18 protein-coding genes and 2 pseudogenes are annotated in these 19,955 nt (G+C 54.3%); 18 read left to right on the forward strand and 2 right to left on the reverse strand.

The features are described 5' to 3' along the window. The first annotated feature begins 311 nt into the window (after window positions 1-311). From HLAC_RS16415 to HLAC_RS16485, 15 genes and pseudogenes are all read left to right on the forward strand, one after another. Window positions 312-1,130: a ParA family protein gene (locus HLAC_RS16415; protein WP_012660110.1), complete on the forward strand. Its 819-nt coding sequence runs from the start codon at window positions 312-314 to the stop codon at window positions 1,128-1,130. Further along, window positions 1,127-1,543: a DUF8160 family protein gene (locus HLAC_RS16420; RefSeq protein ID WP_012660111.1), complete on the forward strand. Its 417-nt coding sequence runs from the start codon at window positions 1,127-1,129 to the stop codon at window positions 1,541-1,543. Before HLAC_RS16415 ends, HLAC_RS16420 begins: the two co-directional genes overlap by 4 nt. 238 nt (window positions 1,544-1,781) lie before the next feature. Beyond that, the gene (locus HLAC_RS16425; RefSeq protein WP_012660112.1) at window positions 1,782-2,153 is read left to right on the forward strand and encodes a MarR family transcriptional regulator; all 372 of its coding nucleotides are present in this window, start codon (window positions 1,782-1,784) and stop codon (window positions 2,151-2,153) included. Beyond that, window positions 2,150-2,500, forward strand: a complete 351-nt coding sequence (locus HLAC_RS16430) for a type II toxin-antitoxin system PemK/MazF family toxin (protein WP_012660113.1) — start codon at window positions 2,150-2,152, stop codon at window positions 2,498-2,500. The genes HLAC_RS16425 and HLAC_RS16430 overlap by 4 nt, the downstream gene beginning before the upstream one ends. A gap of 241 nt (window positions 2,501-2,741) precedes the next feature. Continuing rightward, window positions 2,742-3,788, forward strand: a complete 1,047-nt coding sequence (locus HLAC_RS16435; protein ID WP_012660114.1) for an alpha/beta hydrolase family protein — start codon at window positions 2,742-2,744, stop codon at window positions 3,786-3,788. Window positions 3,789-3,856: 68 nt separating this feature from the next. Then, on the forward strand, window positions 3,857-4,147 hold the full coding sequence (locus HLAC_RS16440) for an ArsR/SmtB family transcription factor (protein ID WP_008308706.1): 291 nt from the start codon (window positions 3,857-3,859) through the stop codon (window positions 4,145-4,147). Beyond that, window positions 4,134-4,562, forward strand: a complete 429-nt coding sequence (locus tag HLAC_RS19705; protein WP_237583087.1) for a DUF8036 family membrane protein — start codon at window positions 4,134-4,136, stop codon at window positions 4,560-4,562. Before HLAC_RS16440 ends, HLAC_RS19705 begins: the two co-directional genes overlap by 14 nt. A 96-nt stretch (window positions 4,563-4,658) precedes the next feature. Further along, window positions 4,659-6,333 (forward strand): annotated as a pseudogene (locus tag HLAC_RS16450) (transposase). A gap of 561 nt (window positions 6,334-6,894) precedes the next feature. After that, a pseudogene (locus HLAC_RS19710) lies at window positions 6,895-7,098 on the forward strand (DUF7342 family protein); the annotation flags it as partial. A gap of 365 nt (window positions 7,099-7,463) precedes the next feature. Then, the gene (locus HLAC_RS16460) at window positions 7,464-8,711 is read left to right on the forward strand and encodes an RNA-guided endonuclease InsQ/TnpB family protein (RefSeq protein ID WP_012660117.1); all 1,248 of its coding nucleotides are present in this window, start codon (window positions 7,464-7,466) and stop codon (window positions 8,709-8,711) included. Window positions 8,712-8,855: 144 nt separating this feature from the next. Next, window positions 8,856-9,353 carry a nucleotidyltransferase domain-containing protein gene (locus tag HLAC_RS16465; protein ID WP_049933932.1) on the forward strand — a complete coding sequence of 166 codons (498 nt, stop codon included), beginning with the start codon at window positions 8,856-8,858 and terminating at the stop codon, window positions 9,351-9,353. A 95-nt stretch (window positions 9,354-9,448) separates the two neighbouring features. Beyond that, window positions 9,449-9,760 carry a DUF8065 family protein gene (locus HLAC_RS16470; protein ID WP_012660118.1) on the forward strand — a complete coding sequence of 104 codons (312 nt, stop codon included), beginning with the start codon at window positions 9,449-9,451 and terminating at the stop codon, window positions 9,758-9,760. Then, on the forward strand, window positions 9,761-10,366 hold the full coding sequence (locus tag HLAC_RS16475; protein ID WP_012660119.1) for a hypothetical protein: 606 nt from the start codon (window positions 9,761-9,763) through the stop codon (window positions 10,364-10,366). Window positions 10,367-10,375: 9 nt separating this feature from the next. After that, entirely contained in the window at window positions 10,376-11,626 is a 1,251-nt protein-coding gene (locus HLAC_RS16480) for a phage integrase SAM-like domain-containing protein (RefSeq protein ID WP_012660120.1), read from the forward strand. A 327-nt stretch (window positions 11,627-11,953) separates the two neighbouring features. Then, window positions 11,954-13,177: an RNA-guided endonuclease InsQ/TnpB family protein gene (locus HLAC_RS16485; RefSeq protein ID WP_012660121.1), complete on the forward strand. Its 1,224-nt coding sequence runs from the start codon at window positions 11,954-11,956 to the stop codon at window positions 13,175-13,177. A 340-nt stretch (window positions 13,178-13,517) separates the two neighbouring features. Here the strand turns inward: HLAC_RS16485 and HLAC_RS16490 are convergent, their stop codons facing one another. After that, window positions 13,518-14,684 (reverse strand): ISH3-like element ISHla1 family transposase, encoded by a 1,167-nt coding sequence (locus tag HLAC_RS16490; RefSeq protein ID WP_009486633.1) that lies wholly within the window; start codon window positions 14,682-14,684, stop codon window positions 13,518-13,520. A gap of 900 nt (window positions 14,685-15,584) precedes the next feature. On the opposite strand from HLAC_RS16490, the gene HLAC_RS18340 reads away from it, so the two are divergent. Both HLAC_RS18340 and HLAC_RS16495 read left to right on the forward strand, forming a co-directional pair. After that, a complete protein-coding gene (locus HLAC_RS18340; RefSeq protein WP_014053128.1) occupies window positions 15,585-15,914 on the forward strand; it encodes a hypothetical protein in 330 nt (109 codons plus the stop codon). Window positions 15,915-16,046: 132 nt separating this feature from the next. Beyond that, the gene (locus HLAC_RS16495; protein WP_012660122.1) at window positions 16,047-18,422 is read left to right on the forward strand and encodes an MBL fold metallo-hydrolase; all 2,376 of its coding nucleotides are present in this window, start codon (window positions 16,047-16,049) and stop codon (window positions 18,420-18,422) included. Window positions 18,423-18,508: 86 nt separating this feature from the next. On the opposite strand, the gene HLAC_RS16500 is transcribed toward HLAC_RS16495, so the two are convergent. Next, the gene (locus HLAC_RS16500; protein ID WP_012660123.1) at window positions 18,509-19,138 is read right to left on the reverse strand and encodes a vWA domain-containing protein; all 630 of its coding nucleotides are present in this window, start codon (window positions 19,136-19,138) and stop codon (window positions 18,509-18,511) included. Window positions 19,139-19,303: 165 nt separating this feature from the next. Between HLAC_RS16500 and HLAC_RS18345 the strand changes: the two genes are divergently transcribed. Next, a complete protein-coding gene (locus HLAC_RS18345) occupies window positions 19,304-19,777 on the forward strand; it encodes a hypothetical protein (protein ID WP_012660124.1) in 474 nt (157 codons plus the stop codon). Window positions 19,778-19,955 lie beyond the last annotated feature (178 nt).

A 19,955-nucleotide genomic window follows, 5' to 3' on the forward strand; every position in this document is an offset into this window, starting at 1 on the left:
AACGAACATAATGAGTGAAATGAGTGCGATGAACGCATTCGGAGGAACGAACTGATCGCTGCTGGATAGACTAGACCTGCGTTCGTTGAATGAAACGATAAAAACGAACATAACGAATACGATGATGAGAACGAGCGTGTTTACTTCAACGAATGGAACGCACAGTTGGTTTTAATATCGTACTACTCCTCTCGCCGAGTGAAGCAGCCTCACCGAACGCACCGAACGCACCGAACGCACCGAACGCACCGAACCAAACGAACGACTCGAGCAAAACGAACAAAACGAATTAACTGAACGGAACGAAAGATATGACCGACACCAACACCGCACGAATCACCGTGGCGAATCAGAAGGGAGGAGCGGGGAAAACGACTGACGTCATTCATGCTGGCGGGGCGCTTGCTGCCCGGGGACACGATGTCCTTTTAGTTGACATCGACTATCACGGAGGACTCACCTGCTCGCTCGGCTACGACGATCTGTATTACGACACTGACCGCACAACGCTGTTCGACGTGCTTGATTTCGATCAGATGGAGTCGGTGAACAACATCATCGTCGAGCACGAAGAGTTTGACATCCTCCCCGCGAGCGAGAAGCTTGCGAACAACAAGAATATCCAGACGCTGCTGGAAGCGCCAAAGAGCCGAGAGCGACTGGAGATGACTCTCGACGCACTTGACAGAGACTATGACTACATCATCGTCGACACGCCGCCTTCTCTAAACGTCCTCACCGATAACGCTCTCGTCGCGACCGGCAACGTCGTTATCCCCGTTATTCCCGAGAAACTCAACGCTAACAGCCTCCAGATTTTCGCGAAGCAGCTGACCTCTCTCGAACCGGCGTACGGTGACATCAACCGTCTCGCGATTATGTGTAACCGTGTTGAGCAGAACAGCGAGCACCGAGACACCATCGAGGAGATCAAATCGGCGTACTCGCTCCCCGTCTTCGAGATTCCGAAGCGCACCGATCTCTCACAGTCGATCGGGGAGGGCGTGTCCGTCTTCGGTTTCGGCAAGGAGAACAAGCGTGTCGAAGATGCTCGCAAGTTGTTTAACGAGATCGCCGACCTGTTCGACGAGACGTTTGAGAAGACAGCGCCGGAAGAGGTGGAAGCATGACCGACGGCTGGGGAGATGCCTCCGGTATTGAGGGGAACTACGAAGGCGAGGATAGCGAGATCGATTCCAGCGAAGTGAGCGAGATGGGCGAAACAGCGGAGCCAACTTCATCGACTGGAACGCGCGAATCGAGTGGAACGAGCAAAACGAACCGAACGAGCAAAACGAACGAAACGAAGACAAATATCAAGGATGAATGGAACGGGCGGACGATCTACGTTCCAGACGGTATCCTCGATGATATGGAGGATACGTACCTTGAATCTCAACTGACGTTGCGAAAAGCGGGCCAGAACGAGTTCAAGAAGAATCGTCATTTCTACCCGCTTCTCGTGCAGTTTGGGCTTGAGGCGCTCTCTGAGGCCGATGCTGGTGAAATCCAGACTCGACTTTCCAAACTCGGCGACGAGTAGCGCGGTGAGCGCCGGGATTACGGTCATACGCTACGGCTCGTACTCCGTATAATAGCCCTCAGAGCCGCTCAACTCATTCTCCGAAACTGTGAATTCCCCCGACTCACAGAAGTTGAGACCGGTCGTCCCAATGTGTACGGTTCTCGAACTCTTCGCGATGGACAGTGATTCGCCTTCAGTGTTTTCGTAGCTTTCACACCTAACACTCTTTACCGCAGATGAAGTACTCCTTTCAACGATGTCCATCGATCGAGACACATTCAAGAACACGAGCGAGGACGAGCTCGCGGATCTTTCCGTCCCGGATCAGGTACTGGGGTATCTCGCCGTCAACGAGGATCGGGCGTTCAAGGCGCGCGAAATCGCGTCCCAGATCGGCGCCGACGAGGGCGCAGTCAGCACCGCTCTCTCGCGATTGAAGGATCGTGACCTAGTTGAACACAAGGCGACATACTGGGCGATAACCGACGACGCCGAGCGACTCGACGGATACAGCGGCTACGAGCGGGCAACCGCACTGTTCAACAACCAACTCGGTACAGAGGACAAGGAGGCGTGGCGCGAGTACGCCCCCGGGGAACCACACCCGAGTGTCGAGGACGAGCAGTGACTGACGAAGAGACACCGATCTTCGAGCGTGGAGACGTCGTCTATGGAGATGACCCATTCAAAGGTGAGGAGGACGCTCGGCCCTGGCTCATTCTCTCGAATCACGAAGGCCATCCGTTCCACGGCGACCAGTATATCGCACTCACGTTGACCTCGAAATCCTGGATGGACGGCCTGATTGAGGCTCCGGAGGAGAGTTGGGTTCGTGGTGGGACTCCGGACAAGAGTCGGATCGTTCCTTGGGCCGTCCAGTCGATTGACCAGGAGGATATCGACTTCTGGCAAGGCCGTCTCGACAGAGATTTTGTTGACCAGGCGGTGGCTGCCCTCGTCAAAGAACTACAATAGTTTCTCAGAGGTTTCGTTCAACAAGAGATTTAGTGAGACAGCTGTTAGATGGCAGCCACAGTTCCCACAGAAGTTGAGACCGGTGCTCTCAATGCATACGCTCTGAGCGACACAGTAGTTACCTGAAATTACTATTGTCTGTCAATATCGGGCGTTCTGTATGAACTGGAATGAATTTGTGCCTAACCTGTGGCCGATTTCGGCAATCGACTAAGTCAGTTCCCTGGCCAGTACGATCTGTATGTCATCAGGTATCTCTCGGAAAGCGTTTCTTCGTGCAACCGGAGTCGCACTTGCTGCGACCATTGCAGGGTGTAATAGCATAGCTGACAACGACGGATCGAATACAGGTACACAGACCTCCCCTGAGGACTCTCAGCAATCCGAGCAGCAGAATAACGACTCTCCGACGTTCGGAAATTTCTACGTCGGCAACGCAAATATAAGCAGTAGTACAATCATCGACGGACGTGCTGAAGTCGTATATACACGGCCTGATACGGCTACCGACAAGTTACCCGTCGTAATGGTGCCCGGCCTCGGGTTGTCACCGTACATTTACCGGACGACACCTGACGGTCGACGGGGCTGGATGGAGTACTTCGCCGAAGCTGGCCATCCAGTGTATGTATTCAATCCCCCTCGGAACGTTGATTCAGGCGGGTTAGATACTGGTGCCCTCCAGAACTCTGACTCTGCGTCACTCTCGCGATGGTCTATTGATCGAGCATGGCCGACGTGGGGGTTCGGACCTGAAGTCGGTGACCCGTACGAGGACGTTCGATACCCGGTCGAATCGGTAGACCAACTCGTTGCGTCATTCCCTGCATACGTCAGCACCAGCGGAGGTGGCGGCGGGAGTCGGTTCGCATCACCGCAGGAGACTGCCGCTCTAGAGGCACTCTTCAATCGTATCGGTCCGTCAGTGTTGCTCGTCCATTCAGCAGGTGGTGGATCCGGATTCGCGGTCGCACAGACTGTGCCAGACCTCGTTGAACGGATCGTCGCAGTCGAGCCGGTCGGTGCGCCGACTGACCCGCCAACCGTGGCGGAGATGGGTGGTGATGCTCCGTTTATGGGTGTCTATGGCGATTACGTCGACGAGCGTGAACAGACTGGTCGCAAGGAGGCGACCCAGACAACTGCAGAGCTCGCAGGAGAGGCAAGTCCCGCATCGACGCTGCTTAGCCTCCCAGACGAAGGGATATCCGGAAATACACATCTCATGATGCAGGACGACAATAACGGCGAAATCGCTGATCGAATTCTCACCTGGATTGGAGACTGATTCGGGGGAGTAGCATCGTTCGCACCGAGACAGAATGTATTTGGACCGACCAAATGAATACTCGATAGATGCGGCAGTTGCTTTGGTGGCTCATTGGTGGGTCTCGTGGAGGCCGCAATCGGCTTCGTATCCTCCGCGCACTCAACGACCAGCCACGAAACACCAATCAATTGTCGAATGACCTAGATTTGAACTACAAAACAGTGCAGCACCACCTCGAAGTCCTCGAAGAGAGCAATATCGTGACCACGGAGGGCGACAATTACGGGCAGATGTACTTCCTCTCAGACAGAATGATGAACAACCTCGATATCATGGAAGACGTGGCGGAACAGGCCGGAGTTGATGATGATTCGTAACTGGATCGAGAGTCCACTTGGAACGACAGTAGCGAGTGCGACCATCGCGAGTGGTATCGCACTCTTAGTCGCACTCTTCACATCAGTTCCGTCCCATGGCCCTCCGTCGAGGGCGCTGTCCTCACAGGTTGAACTGCTCATTCGGATGGAGGTTTTCTTTACAACCCTGAACCTCGTGTTGCTGGTGACACTCGCAGCCATCTACGTACAGCTTTATCGCGATCTTCCGAACAAGTACACAGCAAGCCTGCTTGTGCTAAGTCTCGCGCTGCTCCTATACGCGGGTACGTCAAATCCAGTAGTACACAACGTCTTCGGCTTCCACCCTCGCCCAAATATCGGCGCGTTCGTGTTTCTCCCGGACTTCTTCATCGGACTTGCCATCCTGGTTCTTCTCTATCAGAGCCAGACCTGAGTTCGCATCATTTTTCAGATCTCTGAGAAGGATTTCATAGACTGATTTCGTTCACCGATTAGACGGACTCTTTTGCCTCTCCAGCTATCTCCTGATGTGGGTGTGACGCGTGAGTCACGCCGGACTGTCTTCCGTCGAATTGCTTGCCAACCGACTATCGAGTGGCCAGTCTATACTTCAAGCCCGCTGTATGACCGCGCTTCACTTGCGGGATTAGAGTCAGATATTCGCGGCGTCGCAGGAGCCTGGTTCAATCACGTCCACCACGAGTCAGTTGAGAAGTTCGTTTGCTCACTCCCGCTAGCGTATTTTCAGTTCAACGTACACGACTGCTACGAGGGACCCACTCGCTACGAGATTGACACACTATTTCGATTATTCGTCCTGAAGGAACTCCACGGATGGGAGCACGAAACAGCACTCTACGAGTACCTCGAAAGCCATCCGGAACTTTGCGAGCGGCTTGGGCTGGAGACAGTTCCTGAGCAATCGACACTCTGGCGCAGTTGGCACACACGCTTCACGAATACTCTTCGGAAGACGGTCAAGAAAGCAGCTCGAACGATTCTCATCAAAGCGCAGAACGCCGACGTCACTGTCCCGCGCGAATCGGAGCAGATCCTCCCGGCTCGTGGCGATGACGTGGACGAATCGGTTCCAGACGACCGAGCCATTCTGGACAACGCCGATAGAGTCACCGAGCACGTCAGCCGTGTCGTCTTTCCGGCGTTCTCTCTGGACCGTGGCGAGGGCTGTGAGATCCACGAGAACGCCTACTGGGGCCTGCAGACATATCTCGGACTTCGCGAGCGGCTGGCTGCAAACGAAGGTGCTCGTAGTTTCCTCTACGAGTCGACTCGGGATCGGACACCGCTGGGGCACGCCCATCGGGAGCAGATTCGAGACCTCTCGATTGAACAGGTTCGAGCGATGTACCAGCAGGCCACCACTCGGCTCCTAAACGAAGTTGCGGAGACAGAGCAGTTCTTTCGAGCCGGAATCCTCGCGATCGACATTACTGAAGCTGACCCATTCACCGGCGATAGAACCGGTCACGAGGACGAGATCATCGGAACAAAGGAGACGACTGACGAGTACGCCTATCAGTGGGCGACGGTCCAGCTGGTCGGCAATGCCGTCCCGATCGTGCTGGACGCGCCCCGTCCGAAAGGGGGAGACACGACTGGAAATCGTCGAGGACCTGCTCGATTCAGCTGAGGACCTCGTTCACGTCGATAACGTGCTGATGGACCGGGAGTTCGATAGCCAGCACGTCCTGGAGATGATTAGCCAGCGTGGGCTCTCCTACGTCGTCCCGAAGCGGATGCAGACTAGCGAGAAAGCCCAGGCCAAGCGGTTGCTCCAGCGCGATCAAGACCGGTACGAGACTAACCGCAAACTCCATCTCGGGAAGAACGAGTGGCACGAAACGACGCTGATCTATCGGCGGAAAGAGGACTCAGATCACGACGACCACCGACAGTACTCGGTGTTCATGACGAATTGCGGGAGTGGCCACCTCACGGAGTACGGGTATCGCTGGGAGATTGAGAGCGGCTACAAGTCGATCAAACGGTTCATGGCCGCCACGACCTCGAAGAATTTTGGACTGCGATTCTTTTACTTCGCGTTCGCATGCCTACTGTACTCAATCTGGCGAGCGGTCGATCTACTCGTACAGGTCGAATTGACCGGTGAGTACGAGCATTCGCCCATTGTGACAGCCGACAACACGCTGACGCTGTTGAAGAAGAAAACCGGAATCGGATAGTAACAAAACTCACCCCGTGGTAGAGCGGCGTTTGAGTGGCTACGCTGCCGGCAGTCGCCGAAAATCGCGTATATGATTGAAATCTCAACAAGAGTGGCGGTTTGGAGAGAAATCTGAGTCAGCTTCCGCTCACTGAATCGGCCGAAGCCACGCATCACAGCCCCGCTATACCCGCTGTAGTCTCAACTTCCAACTTCCCAATTTTAGTATAGCGATATATAATATATAAATATATGTTCAGGGGTATCAACCCTTCTAACATACGAATTCTCCATTTCAGACAATATAGAACGTGGTACTGATTACCCCAATAATCACGACCACTTTGAAGTACCCCGACGCCGTCGGTGAAGCACGAATGGTACAACCGGCTCAGAAAGACGCTTCCCCCGGGTAGAGCCGCCACGAACGGGGTTCGAGATTTCTCTGGGTCGCCTCAGCGGAGTCCGTGGAGATGGCGAGGACAGTCCTCGTGAGAGACTAGATGCCTGTGACCTATTTTATGGCACGCACGAACGGTGTTCTATGACTGGAGGTGAATCGAGCTCCGAGGACCCGATAGAGAACGAGTTCGCTGTCGAGTCACCGAACCAACTTCGCGGGACGATTACTGACCAGGTACTCGACGTCACCGAAAAGGACTGTCGCCGAGAGATTGCGCGTGAGTGGGAACAGCTCCAGCGGCGAATCGAAATTGTGGGTTTTGCCATCCGAGAGTGGAACTTTCTAGCCCCCGCGACCGAACGTGGTGGGGCCCGGAAATGACGGACCTCGTTCTCCGCACGTCCGGTGCTAGCAGATGAATATTTATGCCTATTCCGAATTATATATATGGTTTTTATCGTAGTGATCCGTGATACGGCATATGAACCGCGAGACGGATAGTACGAATTCGTCTGAGACAGCGATTTCTGTTTTAATACCCCCTTCAGATCCGACTTTATTCAAACACAAGGCGACGAGCGACGTCCTTCTCTTTTTAACATTTTCGAGGTGGAGCCCCCGACCTCAAGGAGCGAACGGAGTGAGCGAGTAGGTCGGGGAGGAAACCGACATGGGACGACACAACTGCCACACTGCGACCAACCGACTCTCAAGTCTATAAGTACCGTCGGGTACTCTCTGAAAACATGGATGTGCGTCGAACTGCCGTCGTGAAACTCACCGTTTCCGACGAGCAACGCGACGCACTCCACCGAACCGCCGAGCAATACCTGTACTGCGCGAACCGAACCGCTGATTACTGTTGGTCCGACACCTCTTACACCGAGTGTAAGACCAACAAGCGAGAGGTGCGTGACGCGCTCTACTCCAAACTTCGAGAGGAGACAGACCTACAGGCCCAGCTTGTTCAAGCCGCCATCAAACGCGCTGTTGAAGCTGTCAAAGCGTGTGTCGAACGATGGAAAAATGGACAGCGCGTCTCTCAACCGACGTTCACCGCCGAAACGATGGACTACGACACGCGCAGCGCGACCTTCTACCGGAACAAGGTGTCGCTGGCAACTGTTGAGGGACGAGTCGAACCGTCGTTCGTTCTCCCGGCAGACAGTCCGACGCCCTACGAGCGGTACGTACTCTCTGAGAACTACGAGTTCCGCGAGAGTACGCTTCGGTACGACGCGGCCACTGACGAGTTCTATCTCAACATTTCGATGCGGCGGACAGACGGTGACGATGAGGTTTCGGAAGATACCGGGCACCCCGATCAAACGGTCCTCGGTATCGACCTCGGCGTCAATAGCCTCGCTGTGTCCTCAACCGGGACGTTCTGGCAGGGAGACGACTACGACCACTGGTGTCGTGAGTTCGAGAAGAGGCGTGGTGAGATGCAACACTGTGGGACGCAAGCCGCACACAAGGCTCTGCTTCGCCTCGGGAAGCGTGAAGAAGCATGGCGGAAACAGTACATCCACACGATCGCAAACGAACTCGTCTCGGAAGCCATCGAACACGACTGCGATGTGATCGCGTTCGAGGACTTGAATGACATTCGAGAGGGGCTTCCGCAAGCTAAATGGCACCACGTCTGGGCGTTCCGACGCCTGTTTGAGTATGTCTCGTACAAAGCCCCTGAACAGGGTGTCTCCGTGGAACAGGTCGAGCCGAACCACACGTCCCAACGTTGTTCTCGGACAGACTGTGGGTTTACGCACCCGAACAACCGCCAGGGAGAACACTTTGAGTGCCAGAAGTGCGGGTACGAAGTGAACGCGGATTACAACGCGGCGAAGAACATCGGGCTCCGGTACGCTCGAAAGCGGACACACAGACTCCGTTCCTCGCCCAAGTCGGGGAACGGAGACGCACAAGTAGACGTGCGTATAAATGGTGGAACGTTGAACGGCGGGAGTCACCAGCCTATTGCTGGCGACTGATTGCCGGGAGTCCACATCAAAGCCCTACCCTCAACGAGCGAACCCCGTATGGGGTGAGCGAAGTAGGGTAGGGTAGTTTACTGACTTCTCACTGCGAGAACTCGCGACACAGATCGGTCACTCACACCAGTCCGTCCGGCGGCAGTGAACGTTCTCAGCGCGAACGACCTGGTCGTCGAATCACCCGAAAGCAACCGGCGACCCGTCCAGATCAACAGACAGCGCCTGTCGATTCCAGACGATCCGATCCTCCGGATCCCCCAACCAGAGTATCACCAACCCGTCAAAGCCGCGGTTTCGGAGCTCCGTGAGAACATCAACGACGTCGTGGGCATCATTCTGTATGGGAGTGTGGCTCGGGGCGAGGCTGACCGACGGAGCGATATCGATCTCTGGGTGCTAACCCGGTCTGGGCGGACCGCAAGCCAACGAGAAGCGAACGCCATTGCCCGTGATCTCGAAGACACGGCGTTCGATGGTGACCGATACGCCTACGATATCGATGTCGAGGCTGTCCAGGCGATCCCGGCGTACACCGAAGACATCCGAGAGATCGTCGTTTCAGGGATTCCGATCCTCAAAACGAGTGACTTCGAAATCGTCGAGAACCTCCTCTTGGAGGAAGGAACTGCTGATGAATAGCGACGTGTCGACAGCTACTGTGCCCGTGTAGATTTGTACCCCTGTGTTCACACATAGGGGAACAATTTATCAAACTGGGCTGTGTCTCTCCTGTTATGAGTCAGGAATCGCTCGACGATACGATCAAATTCCGTGCTGGTCCGCTTAAAGAAGCGGCAACCGAACTGGATTCCGTCCATCTGGGTGGCATCAATATCAGCGAACTCGCACGTGAGGGGCTTACGCAGATGCTTCAGCGATCGATGACAGACGACGACAAAATCGCGATTTACGAGCGCTATTCTGCAGGTGACCTCTCGGAAGACGCTGCTCGAGTGCTTCTCGGTGACGAGCTCGACCTCCTCGAAGAGGATATTGACGCCTTCCGTGAGGCTGCCACAGACGACACCAGCGACTATCTCGTCTAAATGGCTAGCGCCGACACACGGTATCCAATCCTCGTCGATACGGACACGCTGATCGCTGTTGCGAATAGCTCCTTGTGGACCCGAATAACGTCACACGTCGGTCTCACGACGACGAACGTCTGTAAACAGGAACTCAATCGGCACGTCGAAAACACGCGCGAGACTGCACCAGAGGGCAGCCGTCCATACCGGCTTCATTACGGAAGCCGTACCGCGCTCGATGCGCTCGAGGATGACGAAACACCGCTTACCCAAGTGACGAGCGTCCCCCGGCCCCACGGAGCAGACGCCGGCGAGGAATCGCTCCGACAGGAAGTCGTACAGAATCCCGAGACTATCGACTACGTCGTCTTGATGGACGCAGCTGGCCGGCGTTCGATTCGCCGCGCTGTCGACGACCAAGACGGAGATATTCGTGTTGTAACACCGCCGTTTCTGTTCTATATCCTCTACGACAACGAGCTCATTTCGCGTCGTGAGTTCTGTGAAGCGTGCGGAGAGCTGTTGGAACGCGAGGGCTGGACCGGATACAGCGCCGTAAAGGCTGCGTGGGAGGGAATTCCGATTGATTGTAGCGATATTTTGGACGACCGCCTGCTCCCGTGACGAACCCGTATGAATCAGAACACCCCCTCGGCACGCGATGGTACGACACCGCTCACGAGTTCCTTCGACCGCTACCTACAGGACAAGGGGAAAGGTCGCGGTGGCGACGGCGGAAATTACCGGCGCAACGCGGCGCGCGAGCTCGATTGGTTCGCCGAGTGGGCTGCTGGCGGCCGCGGCAACGACGGCTGGACCGGGATCGTCCCCGACGACGCCAACCGCGACCCCACCTTCGGGGACCTCGACGAACGTGTCTTCCGTGAGTACGCCCGGCATCTCGCTGGTGACCGTGGCCTCAAACAGAACACCGTCCAAACCTATTATCGCTATATCTCTGCGTGGTGTGGCTGGTGCGTCAATGAGGGGTATCTCGAAGCGCACTACGCGCAGCGGGCGAGCGCGATGGCGCCGCTGCCGGAGGACGACGGCCGCAAGCCCGGCGACCAGCAGGCTTGGACGTCCGAACAACGCCATGCCCTCACCCGCCACGTCGACGAACGGGCTCGCGATGCCGTCGAAGCGTACACGACACTTCCGGTGGATACTGATCCCCTCGACAAGCAGCGAGCGCGCTATGCGGCGCTGAAGGCGGCTCGTGACCGGGCTTTGGTGTTCGTCCTCGCGTACACAGCTGTCCGTGTCGGGGAACTGCTCCGAGATCCGAACGACCCGCGCCGGCGCGGCGTCCGATGGGAGGAGATCTCTCTCGACGACGGGAGTATGGACGTTTACCGGAAGAAACAGCAGTGGGACGCCGCGAGTCTCCCTGATCCGGTGATTTCTCCGCTGCGGAGCTACCGCCGGCTAATGGACCCACTAACGGAGCGGTGGCCAGTGTTTCCGACGTTCGACCACCGGACTCTGTCGGGGCTTGTGCGGGACGAACTGGCCGATCGAGGGGAACGCCCGGAGGCAATCAATGAGAAGCGTAGCGAGTACGCTCGCGACCTGTTGCTGGCGCTCGACGAAGACATTCGGCCGCCGTCGATCACGACAGATGGAGCACGATCGATTCTCCAGCGGCTCTCAGAGGCGGCGGAAATCGACATCGGCCATCCGAAACATGACTATCTCGCCCCCCACGGTGGCCGGCGTGGGATGGGGGAAGTCCTTGTCCGGGCGTTCGGATATACGGTTGCAGCCCGGTATCTCGATAACTCGGAGGAAATGGTTCGTGAACGGTATTCGCATATTGAGGCCGGTGAATTGGGCGATGTCGCAACGGAAGCACTCAACGAGATTGATCCTATGAATCTGTAAGCATACGAGCAGACCAGTCGAACTCGAATGAGTGACTGGCTTCCAGTTTACCTGAACTGAGGCGCTAAGGCCCCTTCCTCAACGAGCGACCGAAGGGAGCGAGTAGGGAGGGGCCTTAGCGCCGCACGAGTAACAAACACGTTTGACGCTCGGCCCACAGGCCCACGCAACCGCAACAACCATACGTATAAGTGCGCACAATGCGTACATAGTGAGACGGAAAAACATCACCATCCGCGAAGACCAAGCCGAGTGGATCGAGGAGAACCACCTCAACCTCTCGTCGTTCGTTCGCGGACAACTTGACGAACTCATCGAAGAACGCTCGTGAACTACAACTACAGGTATCGACTCCGACCGTCCGACGCTCTCGAACAACAGTTAGCGTGGACTGTCGATACCTGTAGACAGGTATACAACCACTTCCTCCACCGGCTCAACCGCACTGACGACACCTCGGCATACAGCGAGCAGAAACTCCTGCCGAGCCTCAAGAAGTGGTGGAACGACCTGAAACACGTTCACTCGAAAGTCCTTCAGAAAGTCGTACAACGGCTGTACGACAACCTCTCAACGCTTCGTGGTCGTAAAGAGAATGGCTACCACGTCGGGACGCTCAAGTGGAAGGCACCGAGCGAGTACCGCAGTTTCACCTACGGTCAATCCGGCTTCAAGCTCAAGAACACGAGCGGTCGGACTCGGCTGTGGCTCTCGAAGCTCGGAGAAATCCCGCTCACCTTCCACCGCGCCCTCCCCGACGACGCCGAAATCAAGACGGTCACAGTCAAACAGGAACCGACCGGGAAGTGGTACGCCATCCTCGGCGTCGAAACCCCGGACGACCCGCCCGCGAAACCGGAGACTCCCGAGAAGTGCGTTGGCATCGACGTAGGGATTCTCAAGTACGCCCACGACACCGACGGAACAGCTGTCGAATCGTTCGATCTATCCGATGAACGTGAGCGGTTGGAACGCGCCCAACGCGACCTCTCGCGGAAGGAACACGGTTCCACAAATTGGGAGAAACAGCGCCGTGTCGTGGCCGAGCGTCACGCCGAGTTGAAGAACAAGCGACGGGACTTCCTCCACAAGCTCTCGAACTACTACGCCCGCGAATACGACTTCGTGGCCGTGGAGGACTTGGACGTAAAGGGCTTGATCGAACTGCCTGGCAACTCGCGGAACCGAGCGGGAGCGGCGTGGGGAACGTTCCTACGGATGCTCGAATACAAGTGCGAACGGGAAGGAACGTATTTTATCGCGGTGAATCCTCGTGGGACGACGAAAGAGTGTGCGTCCTGCGACGCTTCGACGGAGAAGCCGCTGTGGGTGCGGGAGCATTCCTGTCCGGCGTGTGGTTTCGAGGCGGATAGAGACGCGAACGCGGCGTGGAACATTCTTTCTCGCGGTATCACAAAGCGGTTAGGAGCGGGACGCTCCGAATCAACGCCTGTGGAGACTGCGCTCCCTGTGGATACCTCGGTATCTGCAAAGCGCGTCGTGGAAACAGGAAGCCCCACCCTCAAGCGCGAGCCGTCAGGCGAGCGGTAGGGTGGGGTAGTTCACGGTGGAATCGAACTCGTGTGGTCACGGAGCGTAGTATCAGGTGTTTGGCTCTGTTGAAATCCTCAGCAAGTGATATATTTCGACGTAGTCGCGGTCAATACCGAACATCACCGGACTGGTCAATACAAGAGACCAAGACTCAGTACCTCACAAAGCATCCTCGGCTAGCTGTTTCTGCGGCCTGAGTTCTGTGTCGAAGCGGTTGTACTGACGGTCTCGACGAGAGAATTACGGACGGATCGACGGAGAGCTGTCGCTGTCGGCGGCGGTCAGCCGCCGACGCGACAGCGTCGCCACTCACTCCGCTGGCTTGCTCGGTCGGTGGTTAGCGGTGGAATCGGTCGTCAGGTGGCCGATTCGCGGGGACGGCCCGACGCACCGCGAGGGCCGTCCACGCAGCTCGTCGAATCATATTGACGAACTCCTTGTACGGCCACCACCAGAGGCGACGCCCGCCTCGGCGGGGCGTCGCCACATACTCGTAGTGAAGGTACCGCCAGACGTTCTGTAAGAGGAGACTCACCACCACGTACAGCAGCCGTACCGTTGGATCTCGTGTTGTCGTTGTCGCTATCGCTTGCTCAAACAAGCGATAGCTTGACTCGATACCGAAGCGTTTCGAGTAGTGGTATCGAGCGTCCCGTGGTGAGTCGATGAACGGCGCGTCAGCGGCGTAGCCGTGACGCGCCACACCGTTCTCGTCATACTTCCCATTTAGGTACGTACAGTCGATGTAGACGGGAAAATCGACGGTCCAGCTGTGACCGTCGAGTTTCCCCGTCAGATCATGCTGAATGACGCGACTCCATCCTTCCGAGAGCTCTTGCTGAATCGCCTCACCCCACCGGATGATCGGGATCACGTACGCGTAATTGTGCGCCTGAAGCAGCGTGAGACACTTACTGTCGTAGAATCCGCGATCAAGGTAGACGGCCTTGACCCCGGCGTCAAGGCCGTCGAGGACACCGAAGAACTCAGCGAGGACACTACTTGCGGTATCGCCGTCTTTGAGACGGCGTACCGCCAGCGTGTAGCGTTTGTTCTTCACACGCGCGTAGAGTGTGGCATAGGCGTGGAACGCAGTGGTTCCACGCTTCGCTACCGAGTGATAGAGGCCGTCTGTGTCGTCTTCGTCACCGTAGTAGGGCCGCAGGTGGAGGTCTGCGCAGACCTCCACCTGTTCGGGGAGCAATTCATCGAGATCCTTTCGCAGGAGCGTGTTAGCGACTCGTTCGAGCCGTTCCGGCTCGAACTTCGTCCGAAGATGGTAGAGGACCGTGTTCCCAGCGGGTGAGTTCTGGCTCGACGCACAGAGCGTAGAGACAGAGGTCCCGTCGGCGCAAGCGCCGACGAGGACCTCATAGATGTCTTCAGCAGTGATTTCAGCGTTATTGGCTAACGAGAGCGAAACTTCCTCGTCAAGGCGGTTGACGAGAAAGTTAAGAAGCTGGTCCTCGTGGATCTCACCGTCTGCTTGTTTGGTTTTAGACACACCTTCAGCAAGCAGACGTTCTAACTAAGCGGCTTTGTGAAGTACTGAGACTGTGGTTGGTAATCGTTTGTCCAATACCGAACTTGGCTTGCAATAGCTGTGTTTGAAAAGCTGCTCACCGATAAACGAGAGCGACCTCTTGACGGATCCTCATATATGAAATATTCCCCAAACTTTGTGTCTTTGAATTCAATATATTCTCCAGTTAATTCTGCACTATTTGGTTCGTGTAGGGGGATATGAAGTACGCCTCCAACAAGCAACTCGGCAGACATTGCGTTTGATTTCAACCAACTTATGTCTACGCCATGTTCCGTCTCCCAATTGTTTGTTTTCAATAATTTTTGTTGAGAGAATGTTGCAAGTTGAAAATCCGATGGTTGAAACTGTGTTACCGCCTGAGTTAGTAGATTATTCATGAATCGGTCTTAGGTATCTAAATAATACATACTGTCGCTTAAATGTTTGTCAGATACGTACACAAAGCATAAGTTAATACAGTTGAATTTGACATATCGTACAATGAAAAAGACTTGTAAGTGCTGCGGCTCACGAATTGATTCTGGAGGACATCTATGTGGTATGTGTGTAGAGGAAGGTTGCTCAGCTTTCCAGAAACGTTGTGTTGTCTGACGATACTGAAATAATTGTTGCAGATCTACCTATATACTAAGTGATTCTCAAGCACAAATCAACATCATTGGTGAGTTATAGATACAGCTGGCTATTTTTAATGTCACATTTGAGTCCGAGCCCGATGCGATCACCACTGACTTCAACAACGAAATATACGAAGTGTATGGTTACGATCAGACAGAGAACTCAAATAAGAACTGAATAAAGGTGTTATCTGTTTTGTTTCAAATAAAACTAAGACGGTCAAAGTAGAATTATAGTTCAATGGCAGATGATCGGTGGCACATTGAGGGTTCGTTTCGTGACGGCTCGTATCGAGTGAGAGATAATCAGGGGCAATACAAATCGTTGAGTGTCGCTATTTTAGAAGAAACTTCAGAAGTAGATTCTTTTAACGAGGATGAACTTGCAGAGATGTTTGATGTAGGCTCTGAAATCATACTTGAACACCTTGGACATCTCAGAAAAGAGGGGCTTATTAAAGGAGATTCTGGAAATTGGAAAAAAGAAAACGATTTCGACTCTTATGAACCGAAACGTCACTTCACAGAGGAACAAGAGTGGGTCCGTCAGGACGATGATTCTCTGTACTAGATAGTGTACTCAAAGCTTGTCTATTCTTTTGAGCTACTGTGTGAATTTAGCAAGAAATCAATTTAGACATTTCAGGTGATACTGAACCTATCAACCAAAATTATATGACGCTTACTATCGTTTTGGTTATACGTGCGTCTCTCGTTCAATCATGCCAATCCAAACAACGGTAATGAGTCATTCCTCCTTCGATTTGGGACTGGCGGCGCGGAGACGGCATGCATTCTCGTTGATGCTGGTGACGGTGTCGATCTTGATTCGTTGCTGAGTCCGAGTGATAAGTTGGTAGCGATTTGTCTCACTCATGCACACGTCGACCACTATGCGGAATTAACCGCGGCACATCGTGGTGACGTCCCAATATACACGTCTCCGGCCACAGCGACCATCTTGGATGATGTGTTTGATGTTGCCACCAATAAATACGATATCACTGCCTCTGAAGCGGTCACGTCTGCCATAACCCCAATTGATGACTGGACAGATGTTGTTCCCGACATCGAAATCCATCCAGTGCCAGCAGGTCATGTACCGGGAGCAGTCGGGTTCTTGTTCCGAGTGACAGATGACGATGACACGCATCACATATTAGCTACGGGTGATTTCACGTCCCGTCGAGCGGGAGGATTCCCTGGCTTTGACTCAGACGGGTTCATCGACGTCGACGTACTCTTTTTAACGGGTGCGACGAACGACAAGTTCGAATCAGCCATTACAGAGGCGTTGGGGACTGCCATTTCCCACGCCCATAGTGGCTCTCGGACCCTCGTAACTGCGAGCGGGCTTGTTGGCCCACAGATTGCGTATTTGCTCACAGCAATTACCGCTGAGTATGATCTGCACGTTCCGATTCGTGTTGTCGGCCAGGTAGCAAAACTCTATGACGAATTAGACTACGAGTGCGACCACGTAACCTCTATCCCTGAGTTCGGTCATACCGACGAGTGTTTAGAATCCGGCGTTATTACGATTGCTGGGCCAGATGTTCCCCGTGAACAGAGTAGTGGGCGGCTCTTCGGCGTGCTTCAGGAGGATCCGAACGCGTGTGTCGTCCAACTTATTGGATCGGGGAAAACACCGCGGACAACCGGTCAGTGTACGATTCATACGCATACGCTTTCGAATCACCCTACGCGCGAGACGCTTGTTGAGGTGCATGAGGCGATTGATCCGACGGAGACGGTGATTACACACAGGCATCACGGCGCAAAAGAGGAGTTCAATGATCTGTCTGGTGTCGTATGGGGATCGGGGGATACTGATGAACACATTCTCTATGACGGCTCACAGTGGCGTTTCCCGCCGTGGATGGGTGGCGGTACTGTGCCTCGTGATGCGGGTCGTAATCTCCAGCAGTTCGCTGGGTCCGAGCTCATGTTGTCGTTTTCTGTGCCGTCACTTGATCGCCATTCGACTCCCGATCTTGACGCGGAGGGACTCATTGCAGATCGGTTAGCTTCGATGTTACACCAGAGTCAGGGGGCTGGCAGAGATTCGGACATCCTTGACACGGGTAGCACTGCCTCCGTTGGTGAACCAACGTACTCCACGACGCAAACAATGCCGAGTAACAATACGAACTCAGACGGCGCTGACGCATCGGAGACCCCTTCACACGGGTTGATACGTACAACAGGTCCTGATGGTTTTGATGAAATTGATCCGCAGCTGCAGGCTGCTCTTGACGACGGTAGCCTGACGGAAGCTGAGATATCGAAAGTCATAGCTGCACAAAAGCAAGCCGCTGAGAAAGCACAGGATACAGAGATACCGCCGACTGAAGCCGAATCTTCAACTGATGCGAAGACATCGTCTTCAGGTGAAGAAGAGAGCGGTGAGAGTGACACGGAGGTAGACGTCGACGACTCACCAGACGAAGTAGAATCATCTGCTGGGACGTCCACCACGACAACCGATGCCGAACATGCTGACGGTAGATCAGAGGTTCAGGATGCAACTACTACGAACGATACTACTGATGAAGATCACGAGCAATCTCCACAGCAAAAAGCAAATGCCGAAGACACTGGTGAGTCAACTGTGAGTGGGCCTGAGGAAGCTAAGTCGCCAGCGATGGAGACGCTTCAGCTTAATCCAGCTGCTGTCGCGTTGGCTGACCAGGCTCTTGCGGCCGGTTCGGAGGCTGAAACGATCACGATGGTGATTTCAACGGCTGTCAGCGAGTATGTTGCTGCCCTCTTGGCTGGTGACGCTGCTGGTACCGAAGAGGAACTGTTTGAAATTGATTTCCAGGGGAGCCCGGCAGCCGAAGGTGCTCTGAGAGCTGTCGTTGATGACGAGGTAGAGTCCCTATCAGCGCTTGCTGCCGAAGGGATTGCAGCTGCGATTTCAAGCGACAATTCGGTCTCCCGAGAGATTAACGTTTTAGAGAGTCACTATCGGTATCTGGATTCGATACTAGCTAATGACGACTATGTCTTCGATAGCTACGAACCAGTCGTCGAAGCAGCTATTGCTTGGTACGTCTCTTCGAACAACGAGTCATAATCGGAGTCAACTCAATTACGATCAGTCATTGACGCACGATTAAGATCAGAAAAGCAGGTCTCTGTCCAGCGAGTTAGAAGCTGGCGTTAGGTGTCGCGTTCCTGTCGCTGGCGATCTTCGTCGTTATATCCGCTCATAGAGCCGTCTACACGGGCTTCACTGATGGTTTCGGATGTTGATTTGTAGGCGTCTCTGGTTCCCTCGCCGTCGTGAGCCATGGTTAGTGAGCGATCTTGTTCAATACCCATTCCTTCGGCGGTTAGCACTGCATCTTGATTCGCACCAATAAAGAGGAACTCCCAGCCATCGGCTTCTTGCCGGGTCTCTATACGGCCTCGTACAGCATCTTTGGGTGTCTCAGAAGCGTTTTCCTTGCCATCAGTCAACACGACGATGATAACGTTGTCAGGTTGTTCGGCTTGGTCAACTGCCGCAATGTCTTCGGCGGTTTCGTCGACTGCCCGAGCGATGGCGTCGTGCAACGCTGTCCGCCCGCGAGACTTGTAGTTCTCGTCGGTGAGCTCCGGGGCGTCGGCAACGGGATACGTTTCGTAGATTTGGTCGACGGTGGTGTTGAAGTCGTACAACGTGACCGTCGCTGTCCCTTCTTCGTTGCGCTGGTCTTTGAGAAACGTGTTGAATCCGCCTCTGGTGTCGTCAGCGATTGCGTCCATTGACCCTGAAGAGTCAAGCACGAAGGTGATGTGCGTATCCATACGTTAATATAAAGACTAGTCAGCCTGATAACACTGTCTCAACCGTGACTGATATGGTCGATATAGATCCCGATGCTCGTTTGGAACGCAGCTGATTTGCTATATATAGTTGTATTTTGCTTTCATTGATAGTTTTATTACCTGTTTAGAATATGTAGTGGATACATGAATTTTTGTGAGGAGTGTGGTGTTCTTGTAGTACCTGGTGCAGATGGTGAGCAGTGTACGGATTGCAACCCGACAGGCGGGGCACCAATTCTCTCTCGTCAAGCAGAGACGGTTGGAACCGAGCTTGAGAAACTCTCTTCGACGAAGAGCGGTGCTATCCGAAAAAAGAATGCAGTGAAGTGGCTTCGAAACTGTGAGAGGCCTAGCTCGTCAGAATTGAAGCGGTCGATGCTCCCGAAACCGGCTAGGTTCGAAGGTAGCACGTTCGAAACAGACATTTCAAATATTCGTGTTACCGGTGATGCACAGTTCATTGAGACCATTGCAGGGCTTCTCAAACCGATTCTTGATCTTGAAAACGATGAGACACGTGTTGAATTGAATCTTCAGCGAACAAAAATCCGAGATACAAAGCGGTATACTGGCAATTATGCATTGTACCTCTCTGTAACTGAAAGAGGCGGTCAGTAACTCGCCACAATTAAGAGCTGAACAAGGATTACGAGTAGAAAACAACAGGTCGTCGGTTGCCGCCGGAGTCGTCATCTGGAAGATGCTCTGAGAGGTCCTCGCGGTCAGCGTCACAGAGGAGTTGATCAAGAACGTCGTTATTCTCTCTGATCGAGGTTCGCACGAGTTAGTGTTTGCT

This window comes from Halorubrum lacusprofundi ATCC 49239, assembly GCF_000022205.1.
Classification (GTDB): Archaea; Halobacteriota; Halobacteria; order Halobacteriales; family Haloferacaceae; genus Halorubrum; species Halorubrum lacusprofundi.